Origin of the sequence: Microtetraspora malaysiensis, from assembly GCF_001528665.1 — a bacterium.
GTDB classification, from domain to species: Bacteria; Actinomycetota; Actinomycetes; order Streptosporangiales; family Streptosporangiaceae; genus Microtetraspora_A; species Microtetraspora_A malaysiensis.
In genome coordinates, this window is record NZ_BBYJ01000017.1 from 312573 (window position 1) to 334219 (window position 21647).

The 21647-nt window shown below is 68.9% G+C and carries 22 protein-coding genes, 1 tRNA gene and 1 pseudogene; 14 read left to right on the plus strand and 10 right to left on the minus strand.

What is annotated here, in order from left to right:
• Positions 1 to 296 precede the first annotated feature (296 nt).
• Both AWQ71_RS23065 and AWQ71_RS23070 read left to right on the plus strand, forming a co-directional pair.
• Complete coding sequence (locus AWQ71_RS23065) at positions 297 to 1022, plus strand: hypothetical protein (protein WP_067136505.1); 726 nt, start codon at positions 297 to 299, stop codon at positions 1020 to 1022.
• Entirely contained in the window at positions 1019 to 2206 is a 1188-nt protein-coding gene (locus tag AWQ71_RS23070; protein WP_067136507.1) for a S8 family serine peptidase, read from the plus strand. Before AWQ71_RS23065 ends, AWQ71_RS23070 begins: the two co-directional genes overlap by 4 nt.
• A 10-nt stretch (positions 2207 to 2216) precedes the next feature.
• Here the strand turns inward: AWQ71_RS23070 and AWQ71_RS23075 are convergent, their stop codons facing one another.
• Complete coding sequence (locus AWQ71_RS23075; protein WP_157570502.1) at positions 2217 to 2882, minus strand: helix-turn-helix domain-containing protein; 666 nt, start codon at positions 2880 to 2882, stop codon at positions 2217 to 2219.
• Positions 2883 to 2967: 85 nt separating this feature from the next.
• On the opposite strand from AWQ71_RS23075, the gene AWQ71_RS23080 reads away from it, so the two are divergent.
• A complete protein-coding gene (locus AWQ71_RS23080) occupies positions 2968 to 3861 on the plus strand; it encodes an oxidoreductase (RefSeq protein WP_067136515.1) in 894 nt (297 codons plus the stop codon).
• Between the two features lie 109 nt (positions 3862 to 3970).
• Here the strand turns inward: AWQ71_RS23080 and AWQ71_RS23085 are convergent, their stop codons facing one another.
• The 4 genes and pseudogenes from AWQ71_RS23085 to AWQ71_RS23100 all read right to left on the minus strand — a co-directional run.
• Positions 3971 to 4498, minus strand: a complete 528-nt coding sequence (locus AWQ71_RS23085) for a carboxymuconolactone decarboxylase family protein (protein WP_067136517.1) — start codon at positions 4496 to 4498, stop codon at positions 3971 to 3973.
• A gap of 198 nt (positions 4499 to 4696) precedes the next feature.
• A complete protein-coding gene (locus AWQ71_RS23090; protein WP_245658420.1) occupies positions 4697 to 5440 on the minus strand; it encodes a DUF8832 domain-containing protein in 744 nt (247 codons plus the stop codon).
• A gap of 116 nt (positions 5441 to 5556) precedes the next feature.
• Entirely contained in the window at positions 5557 to 5838 is a 282-nt protein-coding gene (locus tag AWQ71_RS23095; protein WP_067136840.1) for a metal-sensitive transcriptional regulator, read from the minus strand.
• A 306-nt stretch (positions 5839 to 6144) separates the two neighbouring features.
• Positions 6145 to 6648, minus strand: a pseudogene (locus tag AWQ71_RS23100) (GbsR/MarR family transcriptional regulator); the annotation flags it as partial.
• A gap of 224 nt (positions 6649 to 6872) precedes the next feature.
• Between AWQ71_RS23100 and AWQ71_RS23105 the strand changes: the two are divergent.
• From AWQ71_RS23105 to AWQ71_RS23125, 6 genes are all read left to right on the plus strand, one after another.
• On the plus strand, positions 6873 to 7535 hold the full coding sequence (locus AWQ71_RS23105) for a DUF4097 family beta strand repeat-containing protein (protein WP_067136519.1): 663 nt from the start codon (positions 6873 to 6875) through the stop codon (positions 7533 to 7535).
• Between the two features lie 148 nt (positions 7536 to 7683).
• The gene (locus tag AWQ71_RS23110) at positions 7684 to 8019 is read left to right on the plus strand and encodes a serine hydrolase (protein ID WP_245658435.1); all 336 of its coding nucleotides are present in this window, start codon (positions 7684 to 7686) and stop codon (positions 8017 to 8019) included.
• A 936-nt stretch (positions 8020 to 8955) separates the two neighbouring features.
• Positions 8956 to 9177, plus strand: coding sequence for a hypothetical protein (locus AWQ71_RS41850; RefSeq protein WP_157570503.1), 222 nt, complete (start codon positions 8956 to 8958; stop codon positions 9175 to 9177).
• 515 nt (positions 9178 to 9692) lie between these two features.
• On the plus strand, positions 9693 to 10565 hold the full coding sequence (locus AWQ71_RS23115; RefSeq protein WP_067136523.1) for a DUF8832 domain-containing protein: 873 nt from the start codon (positions 9693 to 9695) through the stop codon (positions 10563 to 10565).
• Positions 10566 to 10613: 48 nt separating this feature from the next.
• On the plus strand, positions 10614 to 11144 hold the full coding sequence (locus AWQ71_RS23120; protein ID WP_067136525.1) for a carboxymuconolactone decarboxylase family protein: 531 nt from the start codon (positions 10614 to 10616) through the stop codon (positions 11142 to 11144).
• A gap of 84 nt (positions 11145 to 11228) precedes the next feature.
• Positions 11229 to 12503, plus strand: coding sequence for an MFS transporter (locus tag AWQ71_RS23125; RefSeq protein ID WP_067136527.1), 1275 nt, complete (start codon positions 11229 to 11231; stop codon positions 12501 to 12503).
• 235 nt (positions 12504 to 12738) lie between these two features.
• Here the strand turns inward: AWQ71_RS23125 and AWQ71_RS23130 are convergent.
• Together AWQ71_RS23130 and AWQ71_RS23135 are read right to left on the minus strand one after the other, a co-directional pair.
• Positions 12739 to 12812: transfer RNA gene (locus AWQ71_RS23130), tRNA-Pro, on the minus strand.
• Between the two features lie 82 nt (positions 12813 to 12894).
• The gene (locus AWQ71_RS23135; RefSeq protein WP_067136529.1) at positions 12895 to 13797 is read right to left on the minus strand and encodes a metallophosphoesterase; all 903 of its coding nucleotides are present in this window, start codon (positions 13795 to 13797) and stop codon (positions 12895 to 12897) included.
• 81 nt (positions 13798 to 13878) lie between these two features.
• On the opposite strand from AWQ71_RS23135, the gene AWQ71_RS23140 reads away from it, so the two are divergent.
• Positions 13879 to 14334 carry a GatB/YqeY domain-containing protein gene (locus tag AWQ71_RS23140; protein ID WP_067136841.1) on the plus strand — a complete coding sequence of 152 codons (456 nt, stop codon included), beginning with the start codon at positions 13879 to 13881 and terminating at the stop codon, positions 14332 to 14334.
• A 181-nt stretch (positions 14335 to 14515) separates the two neighbouring features.
• Here AWQ71_RS23140 and AWQ71_RS23145 read toward each other — a convergent pair whose 3' ends face one another.
• On the minus strand, positions 14516 to 16768 hold the full coding sequence (locus AWQ71_RS23145) for a transglycosylase domain-containing protein (RefSeq protein ID WP_067136531.1): 2253 nt from the start codon (positions 16766 to 16768) through the stop codon (positions 14516 to 14518).
• Positions 16769 to 17026: 258 nt separating this feature from the next.
• On the opposite strand from AWQ71_RS23145, the gene AWQ71_RS23150 reads away from it, so the two are divergent.
• Complete coding sequence (locus AWQ71_RS23150) at positions 17027 to 17323, plus strand: WhiB family transcriptional regulator (protein ID WP_061253934.1); 297 nt, start codon at positions 17027 to 17029, stop codon at positions 17321 to 17323.
• 32 nt (positions 17324 to 17355) lie between these two features.
• Here AWQ71_RS23150 and AWQ71_RS23155 read toward each other — a convergent pair whose 3' ends face one another.
• The gene (locus tag AWQ71_RS23155) at positions 17356 to 18558 is read right to left on the minus strand and encodes an ArsA family ATPase (RefSeq protein WP_067136533.1); all 1203 of its coding nucleotides are present in this window, start codon (positions 18556 to 18558) and stop codon (positions 17356 to 17358) included.
• Positions 18559 to 18631: 73 nt separating this feature from the next.
• Positions 18632 to 19636, minus strand: a complete 1005-nt coding sequence (gene bagA, locus AWQ71_RS23160; protein ID WP_067136535.1) for an ATPase BagA — start codon at positions 19634 to 19636, stop codon at positions 18632 to 18634.
• A 233-nt stretch (positions 19637 to 19869) separates the two neighbouring features.
• On the opposite strand from bagA, the gene AWQ71_RS23165 reads away from it, so the two are divergent.
• Genes AWQ71_RS23165 through AWQ71_RS23170 form a run of 3 tightly spaced genes read left to right on the plus strand, consistent with a single transcriptional unit; the run spans position 19870 to position 21472 of the window.
• Positions 19870 to 20802: a slipin family protein gene (locus AWQ71_RS23165; protein ID WP_245658421.1), complete on the plus strand. Its 933-nt coding sequence runs from the start codon at positions 19870 to 19872 to the stop codon at positions 20800 to 20802.
• Positions 20803 to 20858: 56 nt separating this feature from the next.
• A complete protein-coding gene (sp36, locus tag AWQ71_RS41855) occupies positions 20859 to 21011 on the plus strand; it encodes a Sp36 family protein (RefSeq protein ID WP_157529890.1) in 153 nt (50 codons plus the stop codon).
• Entirely contained in the window at positions 21011 to 21472 is a 462-nt protein-coding gene (locus AWQ71_RS23170) for a RidA family protein (RefSeq protein WP_067136539.1), read from the plus strand. The genes sp36 and AWQ71_RS23170 overlap by 1 nt, the downstream gene beginning before the upstream one ends.
• The last annotated feature ends 175 nt before the right edge of the window (positions 21473 to 21647 follow it).

Here is a 21647-nt window from a genome sequence, read left to right on the forward strand (position 1 = left end):
CGGTCGGGGGCCGAGCGTTGTAGACGTGAGCGGCCTCGCCATACGGCACGCACAACCGGAGAGGTATGGCATACCCACCGTCCCCGAACCGCCCGCCCGCGTACCCGCCGAACCCCGGGCAGCCTCCGTACACCCCCTCCTATCCACCACCCGGCCCCAGCCAGGCGCCCGGGATGTACCAACCGCCAGGAACGTACCAATCTTCTGGGCCACCGCAGCCGGGGATGTACCAGCCGCACCCTCCGGGGCCACCGCCGGGCGGTGACGAGAGGCCGCGGCGCGGTGCGGGGCGGATAGTGGGCGGGATCCTGGCGGCCGGAGTCGGACTCCTCGTCCTGCTGGGCGGCGGCGGTGTGCTCGCCCACGCGGTCTCGAACAGCCGGCAGGAGATCCCCAACAAGGCGTACAGGGAGAACCTGTGGCGCAACGTGCCCGTAGAGTCGCTGCTCCCCGCCGAGATCGGCCTGCAGGGTCCGGAGAAGAAGCTGGGCGACCCGAGCGGCGAGCGTGGTTGGAGGCGGGTCGCGGTCTCGCCGGAGACCTCGTGCGACAAGACGCTGTCCGGGAAGCTCGCCGAGATGGCGGCGAAGAGCGGCTGCGTGGCGGCCGTGCGTGCCACCTACCTGGACATTACGGGCGGCACCGCGGCGACGATCGCCATCGTCACGTTCAAGGAGGAGAAGGCCAAGAGCGATGCGGTCGATCTCATGGGCCAGCTGCCTGGAGAACGGCCGGACCACGCGGTACACGCCCTCGCCGCTCCCGGAACGAAGTGGAACGACGGCGCACGGGCCGGAAACGGGGGATATCCGGTGATGGACCTGGACGCACACTCCATCGCGGTGGTCACGGCCGGGCCCGCGGACGGCCGGACGGCCGGACGGCTTCCGCAACCCTGGGGGCGCAAGGCGGACAGCCAGCGGCAGGACCGATCACCCTGGGGCGAAACCGCCAATGGACTGGCGGCGACGGTGGCGTGGCGGCTGAGCGACCTGATCTCCAAAGCGGGAGCGCGACGATGATCCGCAAACGCGCGGGCCTGCTCGCTCCTCTGCTCCCCCCTCTCCTCCTCCTCGTCGCCGGTACGGCGTCGCCCGCGACGGCGGCTGCGGCACCGCATTGGGAAATCGCGGCCATGCGCCTGCCCGAGGCACAAAGGGTCGCGCAGGGCGATGGCGTCACGGTCGCCGTCCTCGACTCCGGTGTCATGGCCGGGCATCCCGCGCTCAAGGGGCGGGTGACCACGGGCCCCGACTTCATCGGCGGCGGAGCCCGTCCCGGCATGGCGTACTGGGGAGCGCACGGGACCTCGATGGCGTCCGATGTGCTGACCGTGGCTCCCCGGGCGCGCGTCCTGTCGGTGCGCGTCATCTACGACCATGATGATCCCGCGCGCAAGGCCGCGAAGGAGCTCAAGCGGGACGCGCAGAGCCGCAAGGCCGGCCAGTCGGTGGCCAGGGGCATCAGGTACGCCGTGGACAAGGGAGCCAAGGTCATCTCGATGTCCCTCGGCACCGACGAGTGGGCGATCTTCTCGGGTTACGAGAAGGGCACGGCCGCCGCGGTGAACTATGCGATCGCCAAGGGCGTGGTCCTCCTGGCCAGTTCGGGCAACGGCGGTTCGACCGACATCCTGGACGCCGACGCGAACAACGCCGTGTCCTATCCCGCCGCCTATCCCGGGGTGATCGGCGTGGCGGCGTCGGGGCCGGACGGTGGTCGCGCCGAGTTCTCGCAGGTGCACTCCTACACCGCGATCGCGGCCCCGGGCGTGGATATCTACAGCGCCCAGAACACCGGCGGCTACCGCATGGTCGCCGGCACGTCCCCGGCGTGCGCCAATGCCGCCGGGGTGGCGGCGTTGATGCTGTCGCGGAATCCGGCGCTCAGCCCCGGCCAGGTGCGGGACATCCTGACGCGGACCGCCACGCATCCGGCCGGCGGCTGGAACGTCTTGGTGGGCTACGGGCAGGTGAACGCGGCGGCGGCGGTCGCCGCCGCCGGGGCGGCGGGGAAGTCCGCCGTCCGGGCCGTGCCGTACAAGGGGGAGAAGTACTTCGGGCACGGGCCGGCCGACTCGCCGATCACGCATCCACCCATCGATTCCGAATATCTGATCATCGGTGGCACCGGTGCCGGGATCGGGCTGCTCCTCCTGGTCGGGGCCTTTCTGCTGCTGCGCCGGCCACGCGCCGGGAAGACCTGACCCGGGCCGGTTACCCGGTGAGGCCGAGCTCGCCCGCGCGCACCCCGGCCTGGAACCGGGAATCGGCCTCCAGCGTGGCCATGAGCTCGGCGACGCGTCTCCGGTAGGTGCGCAACGAGAGGCCGAGCTGTCTCGCCGCGCTCTCGTCGGTGTATCCCGCACCGAGAGCACGGAGGACGGCCCGGCTGCCGGCGTCGAGGTGCGGCACGTCACCGCGGAGATAGGCGGCCAGATCGGTGGCGGTCTCCCAGGCCGCACGGAACAGGGAGTACACCCCGTCGACCAGGACGGGCGAGGTGGTCACGGTGAACTCGCGCATGCCCGGCGCCCCGCGTCCGGCGAGGATCATCACCCGGCGGTCGATGATGATCGTCTCGTGTGGCAGCGGTGCGGAGCTGATCCGCACCCGCGCGCCCCTGGCCGCGACCTCGCGGAGGTGCGACCGTGCGGCCTCGTCGGCCAGGGCGACCGGGCTGACGAGCTTGTCGACCGTGATGCCGGACGTGTCCGCCCCGCGCATCCGCCGGCCGATCGCCTGGCGCGCCTCAGGCTGGGACCACGTGTCGAGATCGCGGGCCGCGCACACGAACTCGCGCTGAGTACCGGCGAACAGGTGGCCGGCCCGGGCGATGAGTTCCGCGTCACCGTGGACGGTGATGACCTGATCGGCTGTCACCCGCCCATTATGGCCGCCTCTGGGGCGATGGCAGCTTGTTGCCATCGCGTTGGCCCGCCCTCTCATCTGCGCGAGGCTGACTCGCATGACGACGAACACGCACCCAGACTCGGTATCCCCGGCCGCGCTCACCGGTGAATTCCTTCTCGGCGGAGACCTTCCGGTCCGCCGGCTCGGCTTCGGCGCCATGCGGCTCCCGACCGGCACCTTCCAGGGACCCGCTCGCGACCCCGAGACGGGCATCGCCGTACTGCGCCGCGCGGTCGAGCTCGGGGTGAACCACATCGATACGGCGTGGTTCTACCGAAGGCCGGGGGTGGTGGCGAACGAGCTGATCCGCATGGCGCTCGCCCCCTATGGAGACGACCTCGTGGTCGCGACGAAGGTCGGGCCGTTGCTCGACTCCAGCGGCGTTCCGAGCGGCGAGGCGGGCCCGGCCCAGTTGCGCGGCCTGGTGGAGGACAACCTGCGCAGTCTCGGCGTCGACCGGCTCGACCTCGTGTACCTGCGGGTCGGCGGCATGAGCGGCCCGGGCGGCGAGTCGATCTCCGGCCGGTTCGCGGCGCTCGCCGAACTGCGTGAAGAGGGGCTGATCCGGCACCTGGGCGTCAGCAACGTCGACACCGCGCAGCTGGCCGAGGCGCGGGCGATCGCTCCGGTGGCGGCCGTGCAGAACAGCTTCCACGTACAGGATCGGGGCGACGCCGAGCTGCTGGCGCAGTGTGAGAAGGACGGGATCGCCTTCGTGCCCTTCTTCCCGCTCGGCGGCGGACACCGTCCGATCGACGCGACCGCGATGGCGGCGGTCACGGCCCGGCATGGGGCGTCGACCGCCCAGGTCGCGCTCGCGTGGCTGCTGGCGAGCTCGCCCGTGATGCTGGCCATCCCCGGCACGGGTTCTCTCGGCCACCTGGAGGAGAACATGGACGCCGGACGCATCCGCCTGACAGCGGACGACTTCACCGCGCTCGGAGGTTGAGCGCCCAACCGGCGTTCGCCGGAGCTTCTGGTTCCGAGGTTCGACCGTACGGCGGAGCTCAGGGCTGAGCTTCGGCCCTGAGCTCTCATCCGGCGCGGCGTTCGACGTTCTATGCGGGCTGCTCCGCGGGCTCCAAGCCCGCCAAGAGGTTGAAGGCGCCGGTCAGGAGATTGAGAGTGACGATGCCCACGATCTCCGCTATGACGCGATCGCTCCAGCCGAGGCTCCGCAGCTCCGCGACGTCCTCATCGGTGATCGACGACGGCTCGGCCAGCACGCGTACGGCCAGGGCGATGAGCGCCGCCTCCCTGGCGTCGGTGGACGTACCCTGCCTGGCCAGGGCGATGTCGGCCTCGCTGAGTCCCGCCGCGCGCCCGGCCTCGGTGTGCGCCTGGCGGCAGAGGCCGCATCCGATCCATTCCTGCACGGCAAGCGAGATCTTCTCGCTGAGCGCCCGAGGCAGCTTGACGCGCTTCATCGCGCGCGAGAAGTCCAGGTATCCCTGCAGCAGTGCGGGCGAGTGAGCCATGGTGGACACCATCTCGCCCACGCTGCCCCTCCTGCCGATGATGTCATTCAACAGTTCTCTGGACTTTTCGGGCGCATCTGCGGGATCCAGCGGGGTCAGACGTCGCATGTCTCCTCCTCAATGTCTTTTTACCCTACCCCCCTAGGGTATTTAGGAGGTAGTGGTGAGACGGCACACGCCGTCCATCTTGTTGGGCCTGTGCTCGACGCGGTTGGCGCACGAGGCGCAGGTCATGCCGCCGGTGGAGAGTTCGGCCGCGATCCGCCGTCATCGGTGACCGAGGCCATCGGCGTTCTCACTTCTCGTTCAGTGGTGGTGGTGCCCGCTCGGCGCGGCAGTCCGCGGGGTGGCGGGCCGCTCACCGGCGTTGAGGGTGAAGTCGGCGGTACGGACCTTGCCCTCGTGCTGGAAGTCCAGGAACAGGCGGTAGTCGCCGGTGCTGGGCACTTCGGCGTAGAAGACGATCTCGGGGCCTGCCGTGGTCCTGCCGTCGCCGGGTTCGCCGTCGGGGTGGACGTGCAGGTAGGCCAGGTCCTCGGCGCGCAGGGCCACCAGGTGGCCGTAGGCGCCGAGGTAGGGCTGCAGGTCGGTGACCGGGCGGCCGTCCTTGGCGACCTTCAGCGTGAGCCGGCTCGCCTGCCCGAGCGCCAGTTCGCCGTCAAGGGTGACCGTGTATCCGTCCACCGTCGCCGTACGGCTGGCCTCGGGCAGGGGTTTGGGATCGTAGTCGCCCGCCGCGGACAGGTCGGCGCCCAGCGTCAGGGACGCACCGCCTGTCGGTGCGACGTCGGCGAAGGCCCGGTAGGCCCCCGCCTCCGGCAGCGTCAGCTTGACCGACCAGACGCCGTCGGGCGCCATCTCGGGGTGCAGGTGCTGGAAGCTGCCCAGATCGCGGGAGACCACGATGAAGTGGAGCTTCTTCTCATGCTGGACCTGGTAATCGGTGACGGGCCGGCCGTCGGGGCCGCTCACGGTGAAGTGGAAGTCGGTCGGCTCGCCCGGTTCGATCGTCGTGGTGAGCGGGTTGAGGGTGTAACCGTTCTCAGACACTTGGTGCCCCCCGGGGGTATCGTTCATCTCTACTGGCTTGCGTGCTCGTTGTGGGCCGCGCTCGCAGTGGACGCCGCCACGGCGCGGTGCTCATGTCAATCTCTCCTTCGATCCGATCAGGATCGAACGAGTCGGGCGATGGCGTCCGAGGCCTCTTTGACCTGCGCGTCGGCCTCGGGACCACCCTTGAGCGTGGCCTCGGCCACACAGTGGGCCAGATGCTCTTCGAGCAGTGACAGGGAGAACGACTTCAGCGCACTGGTCGCCGCCGACACCTGAGTCAGGATGTCGCTGCAGTACTTGTCGTCTTCGACCATCCTCTGCAGGCCGCGGACCTGCCCTTCGATACGGCGCAACCGCATCGCGTGATCACGCTTGGCGCCGGTGTGTCCGACCATGTCCTGCCCTCCCATCGGGCTCGTCGCAACCAAAGACACCATACCCCCCTATGGTATCTCGATGGCAAGTGGTGGATCTCCGGATATTTCGCGACAGCGGGCAGGGGGTGAACGCAGAAGGCCGGTTCCGATGATCGGAACCGGCCTCTCGGCTGGCGCTGCGATCTCTGTAGCGACCTGAGCGCGCAATTATTTCGGATCACGAAGGATATGGCGCTGCCGGAGAGTTCGTGGGGTACGAACGTGACTTCGGGGTTGCCGGCGAGCGCGGCAAGGACAGGGAAGGACAGCATGGCCGGCTTCGTCTCATGCTGTGGCCGTCGGGGCGGGTGTCGGTCCGTGATCCGAACTCGGCTTGGTGGTGCCGTCCGAGGTTGTTCCGGTTTTGGTGTAGAGGACCTCGCGGGCCTGCTCCGCGGCGCGGATGAGGCCCTCGCTGACGAAGTCGAGGAAGCGGGCGACGTTCTCCAGGCGGGTGGCGGCGGGGGTGCCGGGGCCGAGGATGCCGACGCCTTGGCGTGCGGCCTCGACGACTTGGTCGTTGGACCGGGCGCTGCGGATCATGGACTGGTACCAGAGGTCGTCGTCGACGACGTAGCGCTCGCGGCGGCGTTCGTCGCGTTCTCGGCGGATGAGGTCCATGCTCTCGAGGAACGTGATCGCTTTGGAGATGGATGCCGGGCTGACCTGGAGGCGCTGGGCGAGTTCGGAGGCGGTGAGGCTGCCGGTGTCGAGGGTGTAGAGGCAGGCCAGCACTCGGGCCATCATCTTGGGCAGGCCCGAGGTCATGAAGACGGTGGTGGGTGTCTCATGGCGCTGTTCGGTGTTCCCTGATGGCTTCCACCATAGCGTTCAGTTTCAATGCATTGCAATGATCGAGCGGTGGTCATTGCGTTAACCGAGAAGACCGTTGCAACAGTTTTCCGGCATCTGCCTGCATGGATGCTGATTCGGCGCAACGTTGATGTTGCACAACTTTGGAAAGCAACGTAGCGTTTGTGATGTCGGAAACACCGCAGCACAAGGAGCACACGATGCAGAAGTTCGCCACCCCCGCCCCGATCTCCGCCGTCCTGGACATCCCCGCCGGACGCGTCCAGTTCATCGCCGCCGACCGGGCCGACACCACCGTCGAGGTCCTGCCCGCCAGCCCCTCCAAGGGCCGTGATGTGAAGGCGGCCGAGCAGACCACGGTCGAATACGCCGACGGCGTCCTGCGGATCGAGACCTCGATGAAGCACCAGTACCTCGGCCCGACTGGGGCCATCGAGGTGACGGTCAAGCTGCCCGCCGGCTCCCGCATCGAGGCCAAGACGGCCAGCGCCGAACTCCGGACCGTCGGCCGCCTCGGCGACGTCGCCTTCGAAGGCGCATACCGCCAGATCAAGATCGATGAGACCGCAACCCTCCGCCTCACCGCGACCGACGGCGACGTCGAGGTCGGCCGCCTGGGCGGTCCCGCGGAGATCAGCACCGCAAGGGGCGACATCCGGATCGCCGAGGCCATGGGCGGCAAGGTCGTGCTCCGCACGCAGTCCGGCGACATTTCGGTCGGCGCCGCCGCGGGCGTCTCGGCTTCCCTGGACGCCGGCACCACCCACGGCCGTATCACCAACGCCCTCAAGAACGATGGCACCGCCGAACTCGAGATCCACGCCACCACCTCCAACGGCGACATCACCGCCCGCAGCCTCTAGCTCCCAGTCGACCCGCAGTGTCCGGGGCTGAGCACCACTTGCATCGACCGTCCGCACTACGCGCCCACGGGGTCATGCCCGGCCGGCTACGTCCGCCGCAGGTCAGCGGCGGCGTCAGAACGGCAACAGCCCCGGCGGCGAACGGATCCTGTCCCGGCTCGCCGTCGAGCTGATGACCACCCACCGCCTGACGCCCGAGCAGACGGCCGCCCGAACCGCCATGGCCCGCGACAACGTCCATGTGTCCTTCGGCCAAGGGCAGCACGGCGGCTGGGGCTTCGGGATGGCGGTGCGCACCTACCGCGGCGACTACGCCTCCAACGGCCAGTTCGGCTGGGACGGCGGAACCGGCACCTCGACCTACGCCGACCCGGACAAGCAGCTCACCGGAATCCTGCTCACCCAGGTCGGGATGTCCACCCCGGATTCGGCGCGGCTCATCCACGACTTCTGGACCACCCTCTACCAGGCGATCGACGACTGACACCGAGCCCGCGCCCGGTGAGGGTGCGATCCGCTCGGGCGGCCCCGCCTCGTACCCGATCTGAAAGAGTTGCGGGCCGCCAGCGTCTCGTGCCAACTCCCGGTGGACACGCGATGATCCGTAGCCCGCACCGGATGAAGGGCGCTTGCATGGGGCGCACGCGGTCCTCATCGTCTCCCTGGTCCCCGTAACTCTCGTGGCTGTCGGTGCGGCGCGCGAGATCCTAGGAATCGCCCCGTTGGACGCCGAGGTCCACATGCTTCGGCCATCGGCCCACAGCTCTGAAGCGTGGTCGTCGAACCGGTCGACGAGCCTGATGCCCCGGCCAGCCCCCGCAAGCCGATTTCAGAATTGCCGCCGAATTGGCGCATTATTCACGTTATCGGAAAAATGTGACCTCGGACCGCTTGAATGCGTATCCGATGTGGCCGTCGGATGTGGGGAAGAATGGATCCGGCGCCGAGGTGAGAAATAATGCATCCGTGACATTCGCTCAGGCGGCGACCCAGGACAGCGTCGTCGAGGTGCTGACTGCCGAATGGTCATTGATCCTCGCGTGAGCGGATTCCGATTTGCGAATTATGAGAGGGCGCCATGCGGATCAGATCTGTCCCGTCCAACCTTTTCGGCCGCGTCGGTTTTGCCGCTGTCGGGATGGCCGTGCTCCTCGCCGGCTGCGATCACGGTGGAGCGCCGACTCAGCGTGGCGGCGCCGTGTCGAGCGGCCTGACATCGACCCCCAGCCCATCCCCGGTCTCCCCCAGCCCATCCCCGGTCTCCCTTAGTCCGCCTCGGGTCTCCCCAAGTCGGCCTGTGGCATCCCATAGGACCGACCTTGCGGCGTGTGCGAAGGCGGACTGTGAAGTAGAGGTCCGGCCTGGTGATCGGCTGAAGATCGACAGTCGGTTCGGCGTAAATACGATCACCATCAAATCCGTGAGCGCTGATGAGGTCAGGCTTCGAATCGACGGCACATCGGGCGGGCTGAGCGTCCAAGGAGAGAGCACCAGCGTCCAAGGGTCCTGCACCAACGGGCGCTGTCGTGATGAGGGAGAAATGTCACTGACCACAGGCACGCCAGGCCGCATCAACAAAATCCGGCTGCGTCTGGTGAAAGCGGACTTCTCTCGTGCTGTTCTGGTACTCACGCCGGAATAGACGCCAGAGGAAGGCGAGGCTCAGTTCAGACCGACGGTCAAATGACGGTCAAACGATCAAGGGCCTGGCCGCTGTCTCCGGCGATCAGGCCCTTGGCCTGCAGCTCTCGGGTCGGGGCGGCGGGATTTGAACCCACGGCCTCTGTCAACGGATGAGCTTCGGGTACCAGCCTCGCCTGCGCGGATGATATTTGCCCTGGTCAGGGGCGTGGTCTCGATGAGGTTTGCGCGGTGTGGCGAGGGTTCGGGGAGCGGGTCGGCTCCCAGATGGCTCCCAGGAGTAGTCAGAGCGTCGTTCCTCTCGCTCGTGTCGGTGCCTCCGCCGACCGGTCCGGCGTGACGGCCGTACCCCGGCGTCACGGGGGCATCGTGGCGACTGCGCGTGACCCACTCCTCTCAAGCCCCTCGCGAGATTTCGTCCATGGGGACTCCACATATACCCCTAGGGGGTATATGGTTCTGATCGTCGCCCGAACGGGCGGCGCCAGCAGACGCATCAGAGCCCAGGGAGTTGTCATGACGAACCACGCCGGCCACGACCACACGACCCACGGTAACCACGCTGACCACGCCGCCCACGCCGCCCACGGCGGAGCCCGGCCCGGTGGGCTGTCGGTCTCCGAGAGTGGATACACCCTTGAGCTCGACGCGACGATCCTCGGCGCGGGCCCGCAGGCGATCACCTTCCGCGTAACCGGCCCCGACGGCCGGTCCGTGACCGAGTTCGTGCCCGAGCACGAGAAGGAACTGCACTTCATCGCCGTACGGCGGGACACGGCCGGGTTCCAGCACGTGCACCCGGTGAGGGACGAGAAGGGCGTCTGGACCACCGAGCTAACGCTGGAGCCGGGCGACTGGAGGTTCTTCACCGACATCCACCCGGCGGGCCACACCGGAACCCTGACGCTGGGCGCCGACGTCGCGGTCGCCGGCGCCTACGACCCGCGCCCGCTCCCGGAGGCCGCCGGGATCGCACAGATCGGCGACTACACCGTCACGCTCGACGGCGGGCTCCGGCCGGGCGAGGCGAGCGAACTGACCCTCACCGTCAGCCGGAACGGCCACCCCGTCACCGATCTCCAGCCCTACCTGGCCGCCTACGGACACCTGGTGGCCCTGCGCGTCGGCGACCTGGGCTACCTCCACGTCCACCCGGAGGGCGCCCCCGGCGACGGCACCACCGCACCGGGACCCGAGATCTCCTTCATGGCCGTCGCACCCTCGGCCGGCACCTACCGCCTGTACCTGGACTTCCAGCACGACGGCATCGTGCGGACCGCCGAGTTCACGGTGCACACGACCGCGACCGCGCCCCGGCCGAACGCCGCACCCGAACACGGCAGCCACCACCACGGCCACCAGCACCACAGCGCCCACGCACACCACTGATGGCGCGAGCGCACACCCCCGCCCCCTCCAACGGAAGGAGCACAAGGAATGCCCCGCCTCTCCACCCTCACGCCCGATACGGCGGTCGGCGCCTCGCGCGACCTCCTCGCCGACCTGGTCTCCCGCCATGGCCGGATCGGCGACCTGGTCTCCACGATGGCCCACTCGCCGGCCGTACCGGGCGGCTACCTCCAGCTCAGCCGGGCCATGGGCCGCGCCAAACTCGACCGCGGAATCAGCGAACGGATCTCGAACGCCGTCCAGGTACAGCAGGGCTGCGGGCTCTGCCTCGACGCCCACCTTGGCGCCGCCCGCGCCCGGGGAGCGGACGAGGAAGAGATCGAGCGCGCCCGCACCGGCACCTCGGCCGATCCCGCGATCGCGGCGATCACCGCCCTCGCCCTCCAGATCTACCGCGAACCGACGTCGATCACCGACGAACAGATCACCGCCCTGCGCGCGCACGGCTGCAGCGACCGCGCGATCGCCGATGTCGTCGGCGTCGGCGCACTGAACATCCTCACCGGCGTCTTCAACCTCCTCGCCGGCCTCACAGCGGGGAGCGACACCGGTGCGTAGCGAAAACACCCCTGCCTGTACTCGCGGGGCACGGTCTCCGCCCCGGGGCCGCGCCCCGCCGCATGGACACGGAAGGAACCTGTCATGCGACTGTTCGCCATCCGCGACTACCGCCACCTGTTCGGCGCCCAGGTCATCGCCCTCTTCGGCACCGGGCTGACCACAGTGGCCCTCGGGCTGCTCGCCTACGACCTCGCCGGCCCCCGTGCCGGGACGGTCCTCGGCACCGCCCTGACCATCAAGATGGTCATGTACGTGGCCATCGCCCCTCTGGCCGCCGCGTACATCGACCGGCTCCCCAGAAGAGCCCTCCTCGTCCTCCTCGACGTGATCCGCGGCGTGGTGGTCCTCGCACTGCCGCTGGTCAGCGAGGTCTGGCACGTCTACGTCCTGATCGGCCTGCTCCAGGCCGGTTCGGCAGCGTTCACCCCGACGTTCCAGGCGGTCATCCCCGACATCGTCACCGACGAGTCCGCCTACACGCGTGCGCTGTCCGCCTCCCAGGTCGCCTCCACCATGGAGAGCCTGCTCAGCCCCGTGCTGGCCGCCGTCGCCCTGACGTTCATGACCTTCGACCGCCTGTTCCTGGGCACCTCCGCCGGATTCCTCGTCTCCGCCCTGCTCGTCCTGTCGACCCGCATCCCCGACGCCCGCCCCAGCATCCACACCAAGGCCTGGGACAAGGCGGCAGCAGGCATCAGGACCTTCCTCACCACGCCGCGGCTGCGCGGCATCATGGCGCTCAACCTCGTGGTCGCGGCCGCAGGCTCGATCGTCGTCGTCAACACCGTCAACTACGTCCGTGACGACCTCGGAGGCTCGCAGTCGGACGTCGCCTGGATGCTCGCCGCCTCCGGCACCGGAACCCTTCTGGCCGCCCTCGTGCTGCCCCGCCTACTCGACCGGATCGCCGCCCGCACCGTCATGATGACCGGCGCCGGCGTACTGGTCGGCGGCACGACGGCCGCGGTCACGCTCGTCGCGGCCGGCCTCACCACCTGGACGGGTACGGCGATCACCTGGACCGTGATGGGCGTGGGCATGGCGCTGATCATCACCCCGACCGGCAAGGTCCTGCGCGCCTCCGCCGGACGGAACGCGATTCCCGAGGTGTTCGCGGCCCAGTTCTCCCTGTCGCACTTGGCCTGGCTGATCACCTACCCCATCGCGGGATGGCTCGGCACGACCGTCGGCTTCACCCTCGCCTGGTCCGTCCTCGCGGCCATCGCCGGGGTGGGAGCGGCCGGAGCCCTTCTTCTGTGGCCGCGCCACGACGGCCAAGGAGCCATCACTGCACCCGCGATGCCCGCCGGACACGCACCCAGCGAGGACCGATCCACCCTGGCCAAGGCCGCGTGAAGCGTCGGTTCAGAGAGGGGAACGGCTTGCCGGGGAACCCGGCGGGGGTACCGTCGGTCTACGTGGCCGGACGCCTGAGGCCATCAACGCCCCGCGCGAGACCCTGCCCCGAGAGTGGTTCCACTGGGAGCGGCCTCGGTTGGAAGATCCGTGCCCTCTGAAGCCGTAGTCACTCAGATAATGCAGAAGGCCGGTTCCGAAGATCGGAACCGGCCTCTCAGCTGGTACTTCTGGGTCGGGGTGGCGGGATTTGAACCCACGGCCTCTTCGTCCCGAACGAAGCGCGCTGCCAAGCTGCGCTACACCCCGGTGCTTACAGAGCTTGCGCCCTGCTTGCCTCGGAAAGTCTAGCGGACTTTGGTCGTGCTTGTGTCATCCGCTGATTCGGTGATCAGGAAGTGGTCCGCCGGGGGACGAGCGTGAGGAGCGTCGCCTCCGGCGGGCAGGCGAACCGGACCGGCGCGTACGGTGAGGTGCCGAGGCCGGCGGACACGTGCAGCCACGCGGCCTCGTGCCGGCTCAGGCCCTTCACCCGGGCCCGGTCGATGCCGCAGTTCGTCACCAGGGCGCCGTAGAAGGGGATGCAGAGCTGGCCGCCGTGGGTGTGGCCGGCGAGCAGGAGCTGGTAGCCGTCGGCGGCGAACCGCGACATGTTGCGCGGTTCGGGGGAGTGCATGACGCCCAGCCGAAGGTCGGCGTCGTCGGGGGAGGGACCGGAGATCAGGTCGTACCGGTCACGGTCGATGTGCGAGTCGTGGATGCCGCCGACGTGCACGTCCAGATCGCCCACCTTGAGGCGCGCGGTCGTGTTGTTCATGTCCAGCCATCCGGCCGCGGTCATCGCGGCCCCCAACTCGTCCCAGGGGAGGTTCGGGATGGTCTGCCGGGCATCGTTCTTGGACGTACGCCAGAGGTACCTGGCGGGGTTCTTGGGGCGCGGCGCGTAAAGGTCGTTGGACCCATACACGAACATGCCGGGCCGGTCGAGCAGGGGCTCGACGGCGCGCATGTAGGCCGGGACCGCGTCGGGGTGGGCGAGGGTGTCGCCGGTGTTCACCACCAGGTCGGGCTGGAGGGACGCTAGTGAGCGCACCCAGTCGATCAGCCGGGACCGCCGCGGGGTGAGGTGCAGGTCGGAGATCTGCAGGATCCGGACCGGCCGTTGCCCTGGAGCGAGTACGGGGACGTCGAAGCGCCGTAGCCGGAACCAGTTGCGTTCCAGGACGGACGCGTAGCCGAGACCCGCCACGCCGAGGCCGAGCAGGGACAAGGGCACCGTGACAGCTTTCCTCACAGTGCCATCATGCCCGACCCGGGCCACGGCTCAGGGATAACGAGGCGAGAACCGATCCGCCGAGGCGGCAAGATGGACCCCATGAGTGCGTTGAAGGACAAGCTGAAGGCCGATCTCTCGGCCTCGATGAAGGCCCGCGACGAGGTACGCCTCCGGACCATCCGCATGGCCCTGGCCGCCATCAACGTCGAGGAGGTGGCGGGCAAGGAGGCTCGCGAGCTCTCGGATGAGGAGATCCTCAAGGTTCTCACCCGCGAGGCGAAGAAGCGTCGCGAGGCGTCCGAGGCCTTCGCGAACGCCGGACGGGCCGCCCAGGCGCAGGCCGAGCTGGACGAGCAGGCCGTTCTTGAGGAGTACCTGCCCGCGCAGCTTTCCGACGACGAGCTGAACCGCCTGGTGGACGAGGCGATCGCGGAGAGCGGCGCCGAGGGGCCCAAGGCGATGGGGCAGGTCATGAAGGTCCTCAACCCGAAGATCGCGGGTCGTGCAGAAGGTGGCCGAGTCGCCCAGGCGGTACGCGCCCGTCTCGCCGGCTGATCCGGCCGCCCGCCGAAGCACCCGTGCTCGGAGCGCGAAGCGAGCAAGGAGCGGGCTGAGGCCGCCCGCTGGGCCGGCCCGCTGACTCAAGCCATCCGAACCGGGATGTAGGGGCCGTAGACGCGTCGCGGGCCGGCGGTGGCGACCGCCGGCCCGCGAACCACCGCCTCAGGCGGCCGGGTCAGTTGCCGAGGATGATCGGGTCGTCGCCGCCGTTGTTCCAGCGGCCGAACCCGCCTCGGCCGTTGCCACGATCTCCACCGTTGCCGCGGTCTCCGCCGTTGCCACGGTCGCCACGGTCGCCACGGTCGCCGCCGTGATCGTCACGCTCCGGACGGCGCGGCGCGCACTGGCTGGTGCACCCGCCGAACCGCGACATATCGGGCGAGGTGAACGACGAGGCCGAGACGCCCTTGAGCGCCCCCAGCATGGTGTCCTTCCAGATCGGCCCCGGGATGGTGGCGCCGAACACCGAGCCGTAGGCACGCCCGCCCATGACCTGGCCGCTCAGCGGGTAGCGGACCGGGCCGCGGGGGTCGCCGAGGCTGACCGCTCCGGCGAGGTCCGGGGTGTATCCGGCGAACCAGACGGTGCGCGACTGGTCGCCGGTACCGGTCTTGCCGGCCGCGTCGCGGCCGATGCCGCCGACGCCGCGCATGGTGCCGTTGGTGAACACGCCCTTCAGGATGTAGCTGGTCGCGTCGGCGATCTCCGGCTCCACGGCCTGCTTGCAGTCCGGCTTGAACGCGGTGGCCTTGCCGAACCGGTCGACGATCTCGGTGATCGCCATCGGCGCGCAGGCCTTGCCGCGCGCGCCGAGCGTCGCGTACGCGGACGCCACGGTCACCGGGTCCATCTCGTTGAAGCCGAGGGTGAAGGTCTGGAACTCGCGCAGCTTCTGGCCGTCGGCCCGCTTGATGCCGAAGTCCTTGGCCGTCTTGACGACGTCGCAGAGGCCGACCTTCCGCTCCAACGTCATGAAGAAGGTGTTGACGGAGCCCCAGGTGCCGGTCTTCAGCGTCTCGAACCCGCCGTTGCCGCCCTCGGAGTTGTGCTGGACGGCGCTCGGGTCGCCGACGTTCTCACCCTTGCAGTTCTTGAAGTCGGAGTACCCGTTGGCCTGGAACGTGCCGCCGACGCTGAATCCGTCGTCGATCTTCATGCCCTCCTTGAGGGCGGTGACCAGGGTGAACATCTTGAACGTCGAACCGGCCTGGAAGCCGGTGCCGCCGCCGTGCAGGGCGTCGGCGACCACGTTGAACGACATCTCGTTCTTCTTGGGGTTGGTGCCGAACTTCCGGCTCGCCGCCATCGCCCGGATCGCGCCGGTGCCCGGCTCGATGAGCGCCTCGGACGCCACCGGCTTGTCGGACGCGTGGACGTACTTCTTGATCGCCTTCTCGGCGGCCTTCTGCATGTCGCGGTTGAGCGTCGTCTTGATGGTCAGGCCGCCCCGGTTCAGGAACTCCCGCCGGGCCTTCTCGGTCTTGCCGAACTGCTTGTCGTGCAGGATCTCGTTCTGCACGTACAGGCAGAAGTACGGGAACTCGCTCTCCTCGCACCCGCCGGGGATGGGCTTGTCCTTGAAGCCGAGCTTCTTGGACTTGGACTTGGTGGCCTCAGCCTTGGTGATGATCTTCAGCTCGGCCATGCGGTCGAGCACGGTGTTGCGCCGCGAGACGAGGCGGTCGCGGTATGCCTTGCCCAGGTTCGGGTCGGTGTTGTTCGGGTTCTGCACGGCTCCGGCCAGTGTGGCGGCCTGCACGAGGTCGAGTTCGGAGGCGTGCTTTCCGAAGAACCGCTTGGAGGCCGCCTCGATCCCGTAGGATCCGGCACCGAAGTACGCGATGTTGAGATACCTGTTGAGGATCTCGTCCTTCGTGTACTTCTTCTCGATGGCCATCGCGTAGCGGATCTCGTTGAGTTTGCGCGAGAACGTCGGCGCGAGCGCCGCGGCCTTGTCCGCGTCGGTCTCGGCCCTGTTGAAGATGACCTGCTTGACGTACTGCTGAGTGATCGAGGAGCCGCCCTGCGTGACGCCCCCCGTGGTGAGGTTCTTGACGAGGGCACGGCTCGTGCCCTCAAGATCGAGCGCTCCATGCTCGTAGAAGCGGAAGTCCTCGATGGCGACGATGGCCTTCCGCATAATCGGTGCGATCTTGTCCAGCGGGACGGATTCGCGGTTCTGGAAATAGAACTGCGCGATCTGCTTGCCGCCCGCGTCGAGCAGAGTGGTCTTCTCGGGAAGCGGAGGTTCGTCGAGTTCCTCCGGCCCGATGTTCAGCTCTTCCTTGACGGATTTCACCGTGATGCCCGCACCGCCGACAGCCGGTAGCGCGATGGCCGCCGCCAGCACCCCCGCCGCGCCCGCGGCGACGAACAGCCGCAGGACGGTACCGAGCGCCGTTGCCTGAGCTTTGCCTTTAGCTTGCACGTTACCAAGGGTACGCGTGTTGCGGCACTTGCTCGATACCGGAGGTGCCGACTTTACTGTCGGCCCTGACCGGCAGGACTAGTCATTCCCGGCCACATGGCCTGACATGACCATCCGGGAAATTGGTCCGCCCGGGTCTGTCGAACAGATCGTCATCTTGCGTACGTTCTCCTCTGCGGCAATGCAACCAGGAGGCTCGACGCCCGCGCCCGTCGGCCGAAATGACGACTGACCACCTTAAGGGGAGTGGGGTCGAACATGTGGATCACGGATTGGACCTCCCGTGCCGCCTGTCGAGGTGCGGATCCTGACGCGCTTTTCGTGCAGGGCGCCGCGCAGAACCGGGCGAAGCTGATCTGCCGGGGATGCCCGGTCCGTACCGAATGCCTCGCCGATGCGCTGGACAACCGCATCGAGTTCGGGGTGTGGGGCGGCATGACAGAGCGGGAACGCCGCGCGCTGCTGAGGCGCCGGCCCGATGTGAACTCCTGGCGCGACTTGCTGGAGTCGGCCAAGGAAGAGTACGAGCGGACCAACGAGCTCATCGCGGGATAAGCCGAGGGTCCGCCCCCTCCCTCCTCACTCGCTCATGAGGCGAGGAGCTCTCCGATCTCGCGCAGCCCGTCCAGATCGTGGACGTCCTCGGCCATCGCCGGGACGTGGGCGATCGGCACGGTCGGGTGCGCCGACGTGAAGTGTTCCTGCTCACGCTGCTCGCGGGCGGCGAGCTGCATCCGTCCCGCGTGCAGGCGCAGGACGGCGGCGGCCAGATCGTGCTCGCCACGGGACTCCAGATCCTCCGCCGCCGCGGTGCTCCGGGCGGCGGAGAGGGCGGCAGCGGGCGAGCGGTGCATCCGGTTGATCACGAGCCCGGCCAGGGGCATCCGCTCCTCGGCCAGCCGCTCGACGAAGTAGGACGCTTCGCGGATCGCGTCACGCTCCGGCGTGGCGACGATCACGAAGGCCGTCCCCGGCGCCTGGAGCAGCTTGTACGTCTGCTCCGCGCGCTGCCGGAAGCCGCCGAACACCGCGTCGAGGGCCGAGACGAACATCTGGAGGTCCTTGAGCACCTGGGCGCCCAGCACCTTGGTCAGTGCGCCGGCGACGATGCCGAAACCGGCGTTGAGCAGCTTGAAGGCACTCCTGCCGCCGGCCTTGGCCGGGGCCATGAGGATGCGGATCAGCCGCCCGTCGAGGAACCGGCCGAGCCGTTCCGGCGCGTCGAGGAAGTCGAGCGCGGACCGGGACGGGGGCGTGTCGACGATGATCAGGTCCCAGTCGCCGGAGCGGCGGAGCTGCCCCAGCTTCTCCATCGCCATGTACTCCTGCGTGCCGGAGAAGCTCGACGACAACGACTGATAAAAGGGATTTGTCAGGATCTGACGGGCGCGCTCGGGGTCGGCGTGCGCTTCGATGATCTCGTCGAAGGTCCGCTTCATGTCGAGCATCATGGCGTGCAGCTCGCCCCGGGAGCCGTCCGGCGAGCCACCCCGGGAGCCCGTGGAAGCCTGGGAGCCGTCGTGACCGCTCTTGGCGCCGTCCGGGGAGCGGACGCCCTTGACCAGGCGGGGGATGTTGTCCAGCTCGGTCAGCCCCATGGCCTGGGCCAGCCGCTTCGCCGGGTCGACGGTCAGCACGACCACCGACCGGCCCCGCTCGGCCGCGCGCAGCCCGAGGGCCGCGGCCGTGGTCGTCTTGCCCACGCCGCCGGAGCCGCAGCACACGATGATGCGCGTGTTCTCGTCGTCGAGGATCGCGTCGATGTCCAGAGCGGGCGCCGTCTTGGTCACAACTCAGCCTTTCCACGTCGGGGCGCGCCGGGCCGGGGCCGACCGGCGGCCGCTCGTGCCGTACGGGGGCGGGTCATGCCGCGCCCTGCGCGCGGATGGCCTCCGCGAGCTCGTACAGCCCGGCCAGGTCGGCGCCGTCGGCGAGCAGCGGCAGCTCGTAGCGCGGCGTGCCCGCCTTGGCCAGGGTGGCCCGTTCCCGCTTCTCCAGGCGGGTCCGGTGGGCGTGGTCGACGACCTCCTGGGCGAGGGCCTGGGCGATCGCCGTCGCGTCGTCGGAACCTCCGGCGAGACCGGCCGCCTTGAGCCCCAGCGCGAGCTCGGCGTGGTCGAGCCGGTTCTTCACCGCCGCGTCCAGCACGTCCTTCGGCAGGTCGACCGGGCGGACCATGTTGATGAAGATGCCGCCGACCGGAAGCCCGGCCTCGTGCAGCTCGGCGATGCCGTCCAGCGTCTCCTGGACCGGCATCTCCTCCAGCAGCGAGACGAAGTGCACCGCCGTCTCGGGCGAGGCGACGACCCCGCGCACCAGGTCGGCGTGGTTCTTGACGGGGCCGACGCGGGCGAGCCCGGCGACCTCCTGGGTGACGTTGAGGAACCGGGTGATCCGTCCGGTCGGCGGCGCGTCCATCACCACCGCGTCGTAGACGCGTCGGCCGGACCCGTCGCGACGGCGTACGGCCTCGCTGGTCTTGCCGGTGACGAGGACGTCGCGCAGGCCGGGGGCGATGGTGGTGGCGAAGTCGACGACGCCCATCCGGGTGAGCGCCTTGCCCATCCGCTTGAGGCCGTAGAACATCTCGAGGTAGTCGAGCATGGCCGCTTCGGGGTCGATCGCCAGGGCGTACACGTCGCCGCCACCGGGTGCGACGGCGATCTTGCGCTCCTCGTACGGCAGCGGCGGCAGGTCGAAGATCTGGGCGATGCCCTGCCTGCCCTCGATCTCGACGAGCAGCACCTTGCGGCCGCCCGCCGCGAGGGCCAGGGCCAGGGCGGCGGCGACGGTGGTCTTGCCCGTGCCGCCCTTTCCGGTGACGACGTGCAGGCGCACGCCGTCCCAATCGGTGTCCCGAGAGCTCACGGCTCCTCCTCGCCAGGGGGCGTGGAAATGGCGTCGGAGACGCCGCCGCGCCGGGTTGTTCGCTCGCTCCGCTCGCTCACGGGTTGAAGGCTACCCAAAGGTCACATGTCGATTTCGCGGAGGCTGTCCCTTGTGAACCCTTGCGATACGACGTGTGCGTCGATTGGCTTGGGGGCGGACGTCATGGCTTTTACACAATGGTGTGGAAAGGGGTAGCGAGCGTGGAGTCGGTCGTGTTCGCGCTTGTTCTGTTATTGGCGATCTTCGTGCTGGTCGTGCTGGCACGCAGCATCCGGGTCGTGCAGCAATTCGAGACCGGCATCGTCTTCCGTCTCGGGCGCATCCAGTCGAACGTCCGAGGGCCGGGAGTTCACCTGGTCGCTCCGGTGATCGACCGGTTGCAGAAGGTCAACATGCAGATCGTGACGATGGGCATCCCCGCCCAGGAGGGGATCACCCGTGACAACGTCTCGGTCCGGGTGGACGCCGTCGTCTACTTCCGGGTCATCGACCCGATCAAGGCCGTCGTCAACGTGCAGAACTATCTCTTCGCGGTGTCGCAGGTCGCCCAGACCTCGCTGCGGTCGTTCATCGGCCAGTCGGAGCTGGACCAGCTCCTGGCCGACCGCGACGAGCTGAACTCCCGGCTCAAGAGTGTGATCGACGAGCCGACCGAGGGGCCCTGGGGCGTCAGGATCGAGCGGGTCGAGATCAAGGACGTGGCGCTCCCCGAGGGCATGAAGCGGTCGATGTCCCGCCAGGCCGAGGCCGAGCGTGAGCGCCGCGCCCGCATCATCACCGCCGACGGCGAGTTCCAGGCGTCCAAGCGGCTGGCCGCCGCCGCCAAGGAGATGTCGTCCGACCCGGCCGCCCTGCAGCTGCGCCTGCTGCAGACCGTGGTGGAGGTCGCCGCGGAGAAGAACAGCACCCTCGTCATGCCGCTGCCCGTCGAGATGCTGCGCTTCTTCGACCGGATGGCTCCGGACGCGCCCAAGTCCGGCGCGGCGCCGGAGGAGCCCGAGCCGGCGGAGGATGTCGTCGAGGAGGTGCCCGCGATCGAGCCCCAGACCGTCGTTCCCGGCCTGTCCGGCCTTCCCGGTGCGACGGATGGGGTGGACCGCGCTCCGACCGTCCAGAGCCCAGTCTGGGACCGCGACACCCACTGACTCGTGGGCGATCGGCCCCCCGGGCGCGGCGGATGAACCGTCGCTAACCTGGCCCCATGACCAAGTGGGAATACGTCACCGTGCCGTTGCTGACGCACGCGACGAAACAGATTCTGGACAACTGGGGAGAGGATGGCTGGGAGCTGGTCTCCGTCATCCCGGGTCCGAACCCTGAGCAGCTTGTCGCCTACATGAAGCGGGAGAAGTGATGACCACCCCTGAGCAGCGCATCGCCGATCTGGGCCTGACCCTGCCCGAGGTGGTGGCTCCGCTCGCCGCCTACGTGCCGGTCGTACGCACCGGTGACTACGTCTACACCTCCGGCCAGCTTCCGATGGTCGGCGGCAAGCTGGCCGTCACCGGCAAGGTCGGGGCCGAGGTCTCCGCCGAGGAGGCCGCGGCGCAGGCGCGGATCTGCGCGCTGAACGCCCTGGCCGCGGTGAAGTCCGTGGTCGGCGACCTGTCGAACGTCGTCCGGATCGTGAAGGTTGTCGCCTTCGTGGCGAGCGCTCCCGGCTTCACCGGCCAGCCGCAGGTGGCCAACGGCGCCAGCGAGCTGCTCGGGGAGATCCTCGGGGAGGCCGGCAAGCACGCGCGCAGCGCCGTCGGCGTGGCGGTCCTCCCGATGGACGCCCCGGTTGAGGTCGAGCTGATCGCCGAGGTCCGCTGACCCTCCTCGTACGCGGTGTGATCACGCGCGGGGCGTCCGCCCGAGGGCGCGCTCCTCGCGTGATCGCCGCCGGGGCCGCGGTGCGGTCCGGCATCTCGCGAGCGGGGACGTGACACCCTGCCGGATATACCCGGCATTTCCGTACGCGTCATGATGGGTCACCAGAGGCGCTACC

Coding starts and splice junctions, on each gene's coding strand:
- AWQ71_RS23150 (WP_061253934.1), top strand. CDS start 17,027: ATGTGGATCACGGATTGGACCTCCCGTGCCGCCTGTCGAGGTGCGGAT.
- AWQ71_RS23120 (WP_067136525.1), top strand. CDS start 10,614: ATGCCCCGCCTCTCCACCCTCACGCCCGATACGGCGGTCGGCGCCTCG.
- AWQ71_RS23085 (WP_067136517.1), bottom strand. CDS start 4,498: ATGCGACGTCTGACCCCGCTGGATCCCGCAGATGCGCCCGAAAAGTCC.
- AWQ71_RS23095 (WP_067136840.1), bottom strand. CDS start 5,838: ATGGTCGGACACACCGGCGCCAAGCGTGATCACGCGATGCGGTTGCGC.
- AWQ71_RS23070 (WP_067136507.1), top strand. CDS start 1,019: ATGATCCGCAAACGCGCGGGCCTGCTCGCTCCTCTGCTCCCCCCTCTC.
- sp36 (WP_157529890.1), top strand. CDS start 20,859: ATGACCAAGTGGGAATACGTCACCGTGCCGTTGCTGACGCACGCGACG.
- AWQ71_RS23115 (WP_067136523.1), top strand. CDS start 9,693: ATGACGAACCACGCCGGCCACGACCACACGACCCACGGTAACCACGCT.
- AWQ71_RS23080 (WP_067136515.1), top strand. CDS start 2,968: ATGACGACGAACACGCACCCAGACTCGGTATCCCCGGCCGCGCTCACC.
- AWQ71_RS23140 (WP_067136841.1), top strand. CDS start 13,879: ATGAGTGCGTTGAAGGACAAGCTGAAGGCCGATCTCTCGGCCTCGATG.
- AWQ71_RS23125 (WP_067136527.1), top strand. CDS start 11,229: ATGCGACTGTTCGCCATCCGCGACTACCGCCACCTGTTCGGCGCCCAG.
- AWQ71_RS23170 (WP_067136539.1), top strand. CDS start 21,011: ATGACCACCCCTGAGCAGCGCATCGCCGATCTGGGCCTGACCCTGCCC.
- AWQ71_RS23105 (WP_067136519.1), top strand. CDS start 6,873: ATGCAGAAGTTCGCCACCCCCGCCCCGATCTCCGCCGTCCTGGACATC.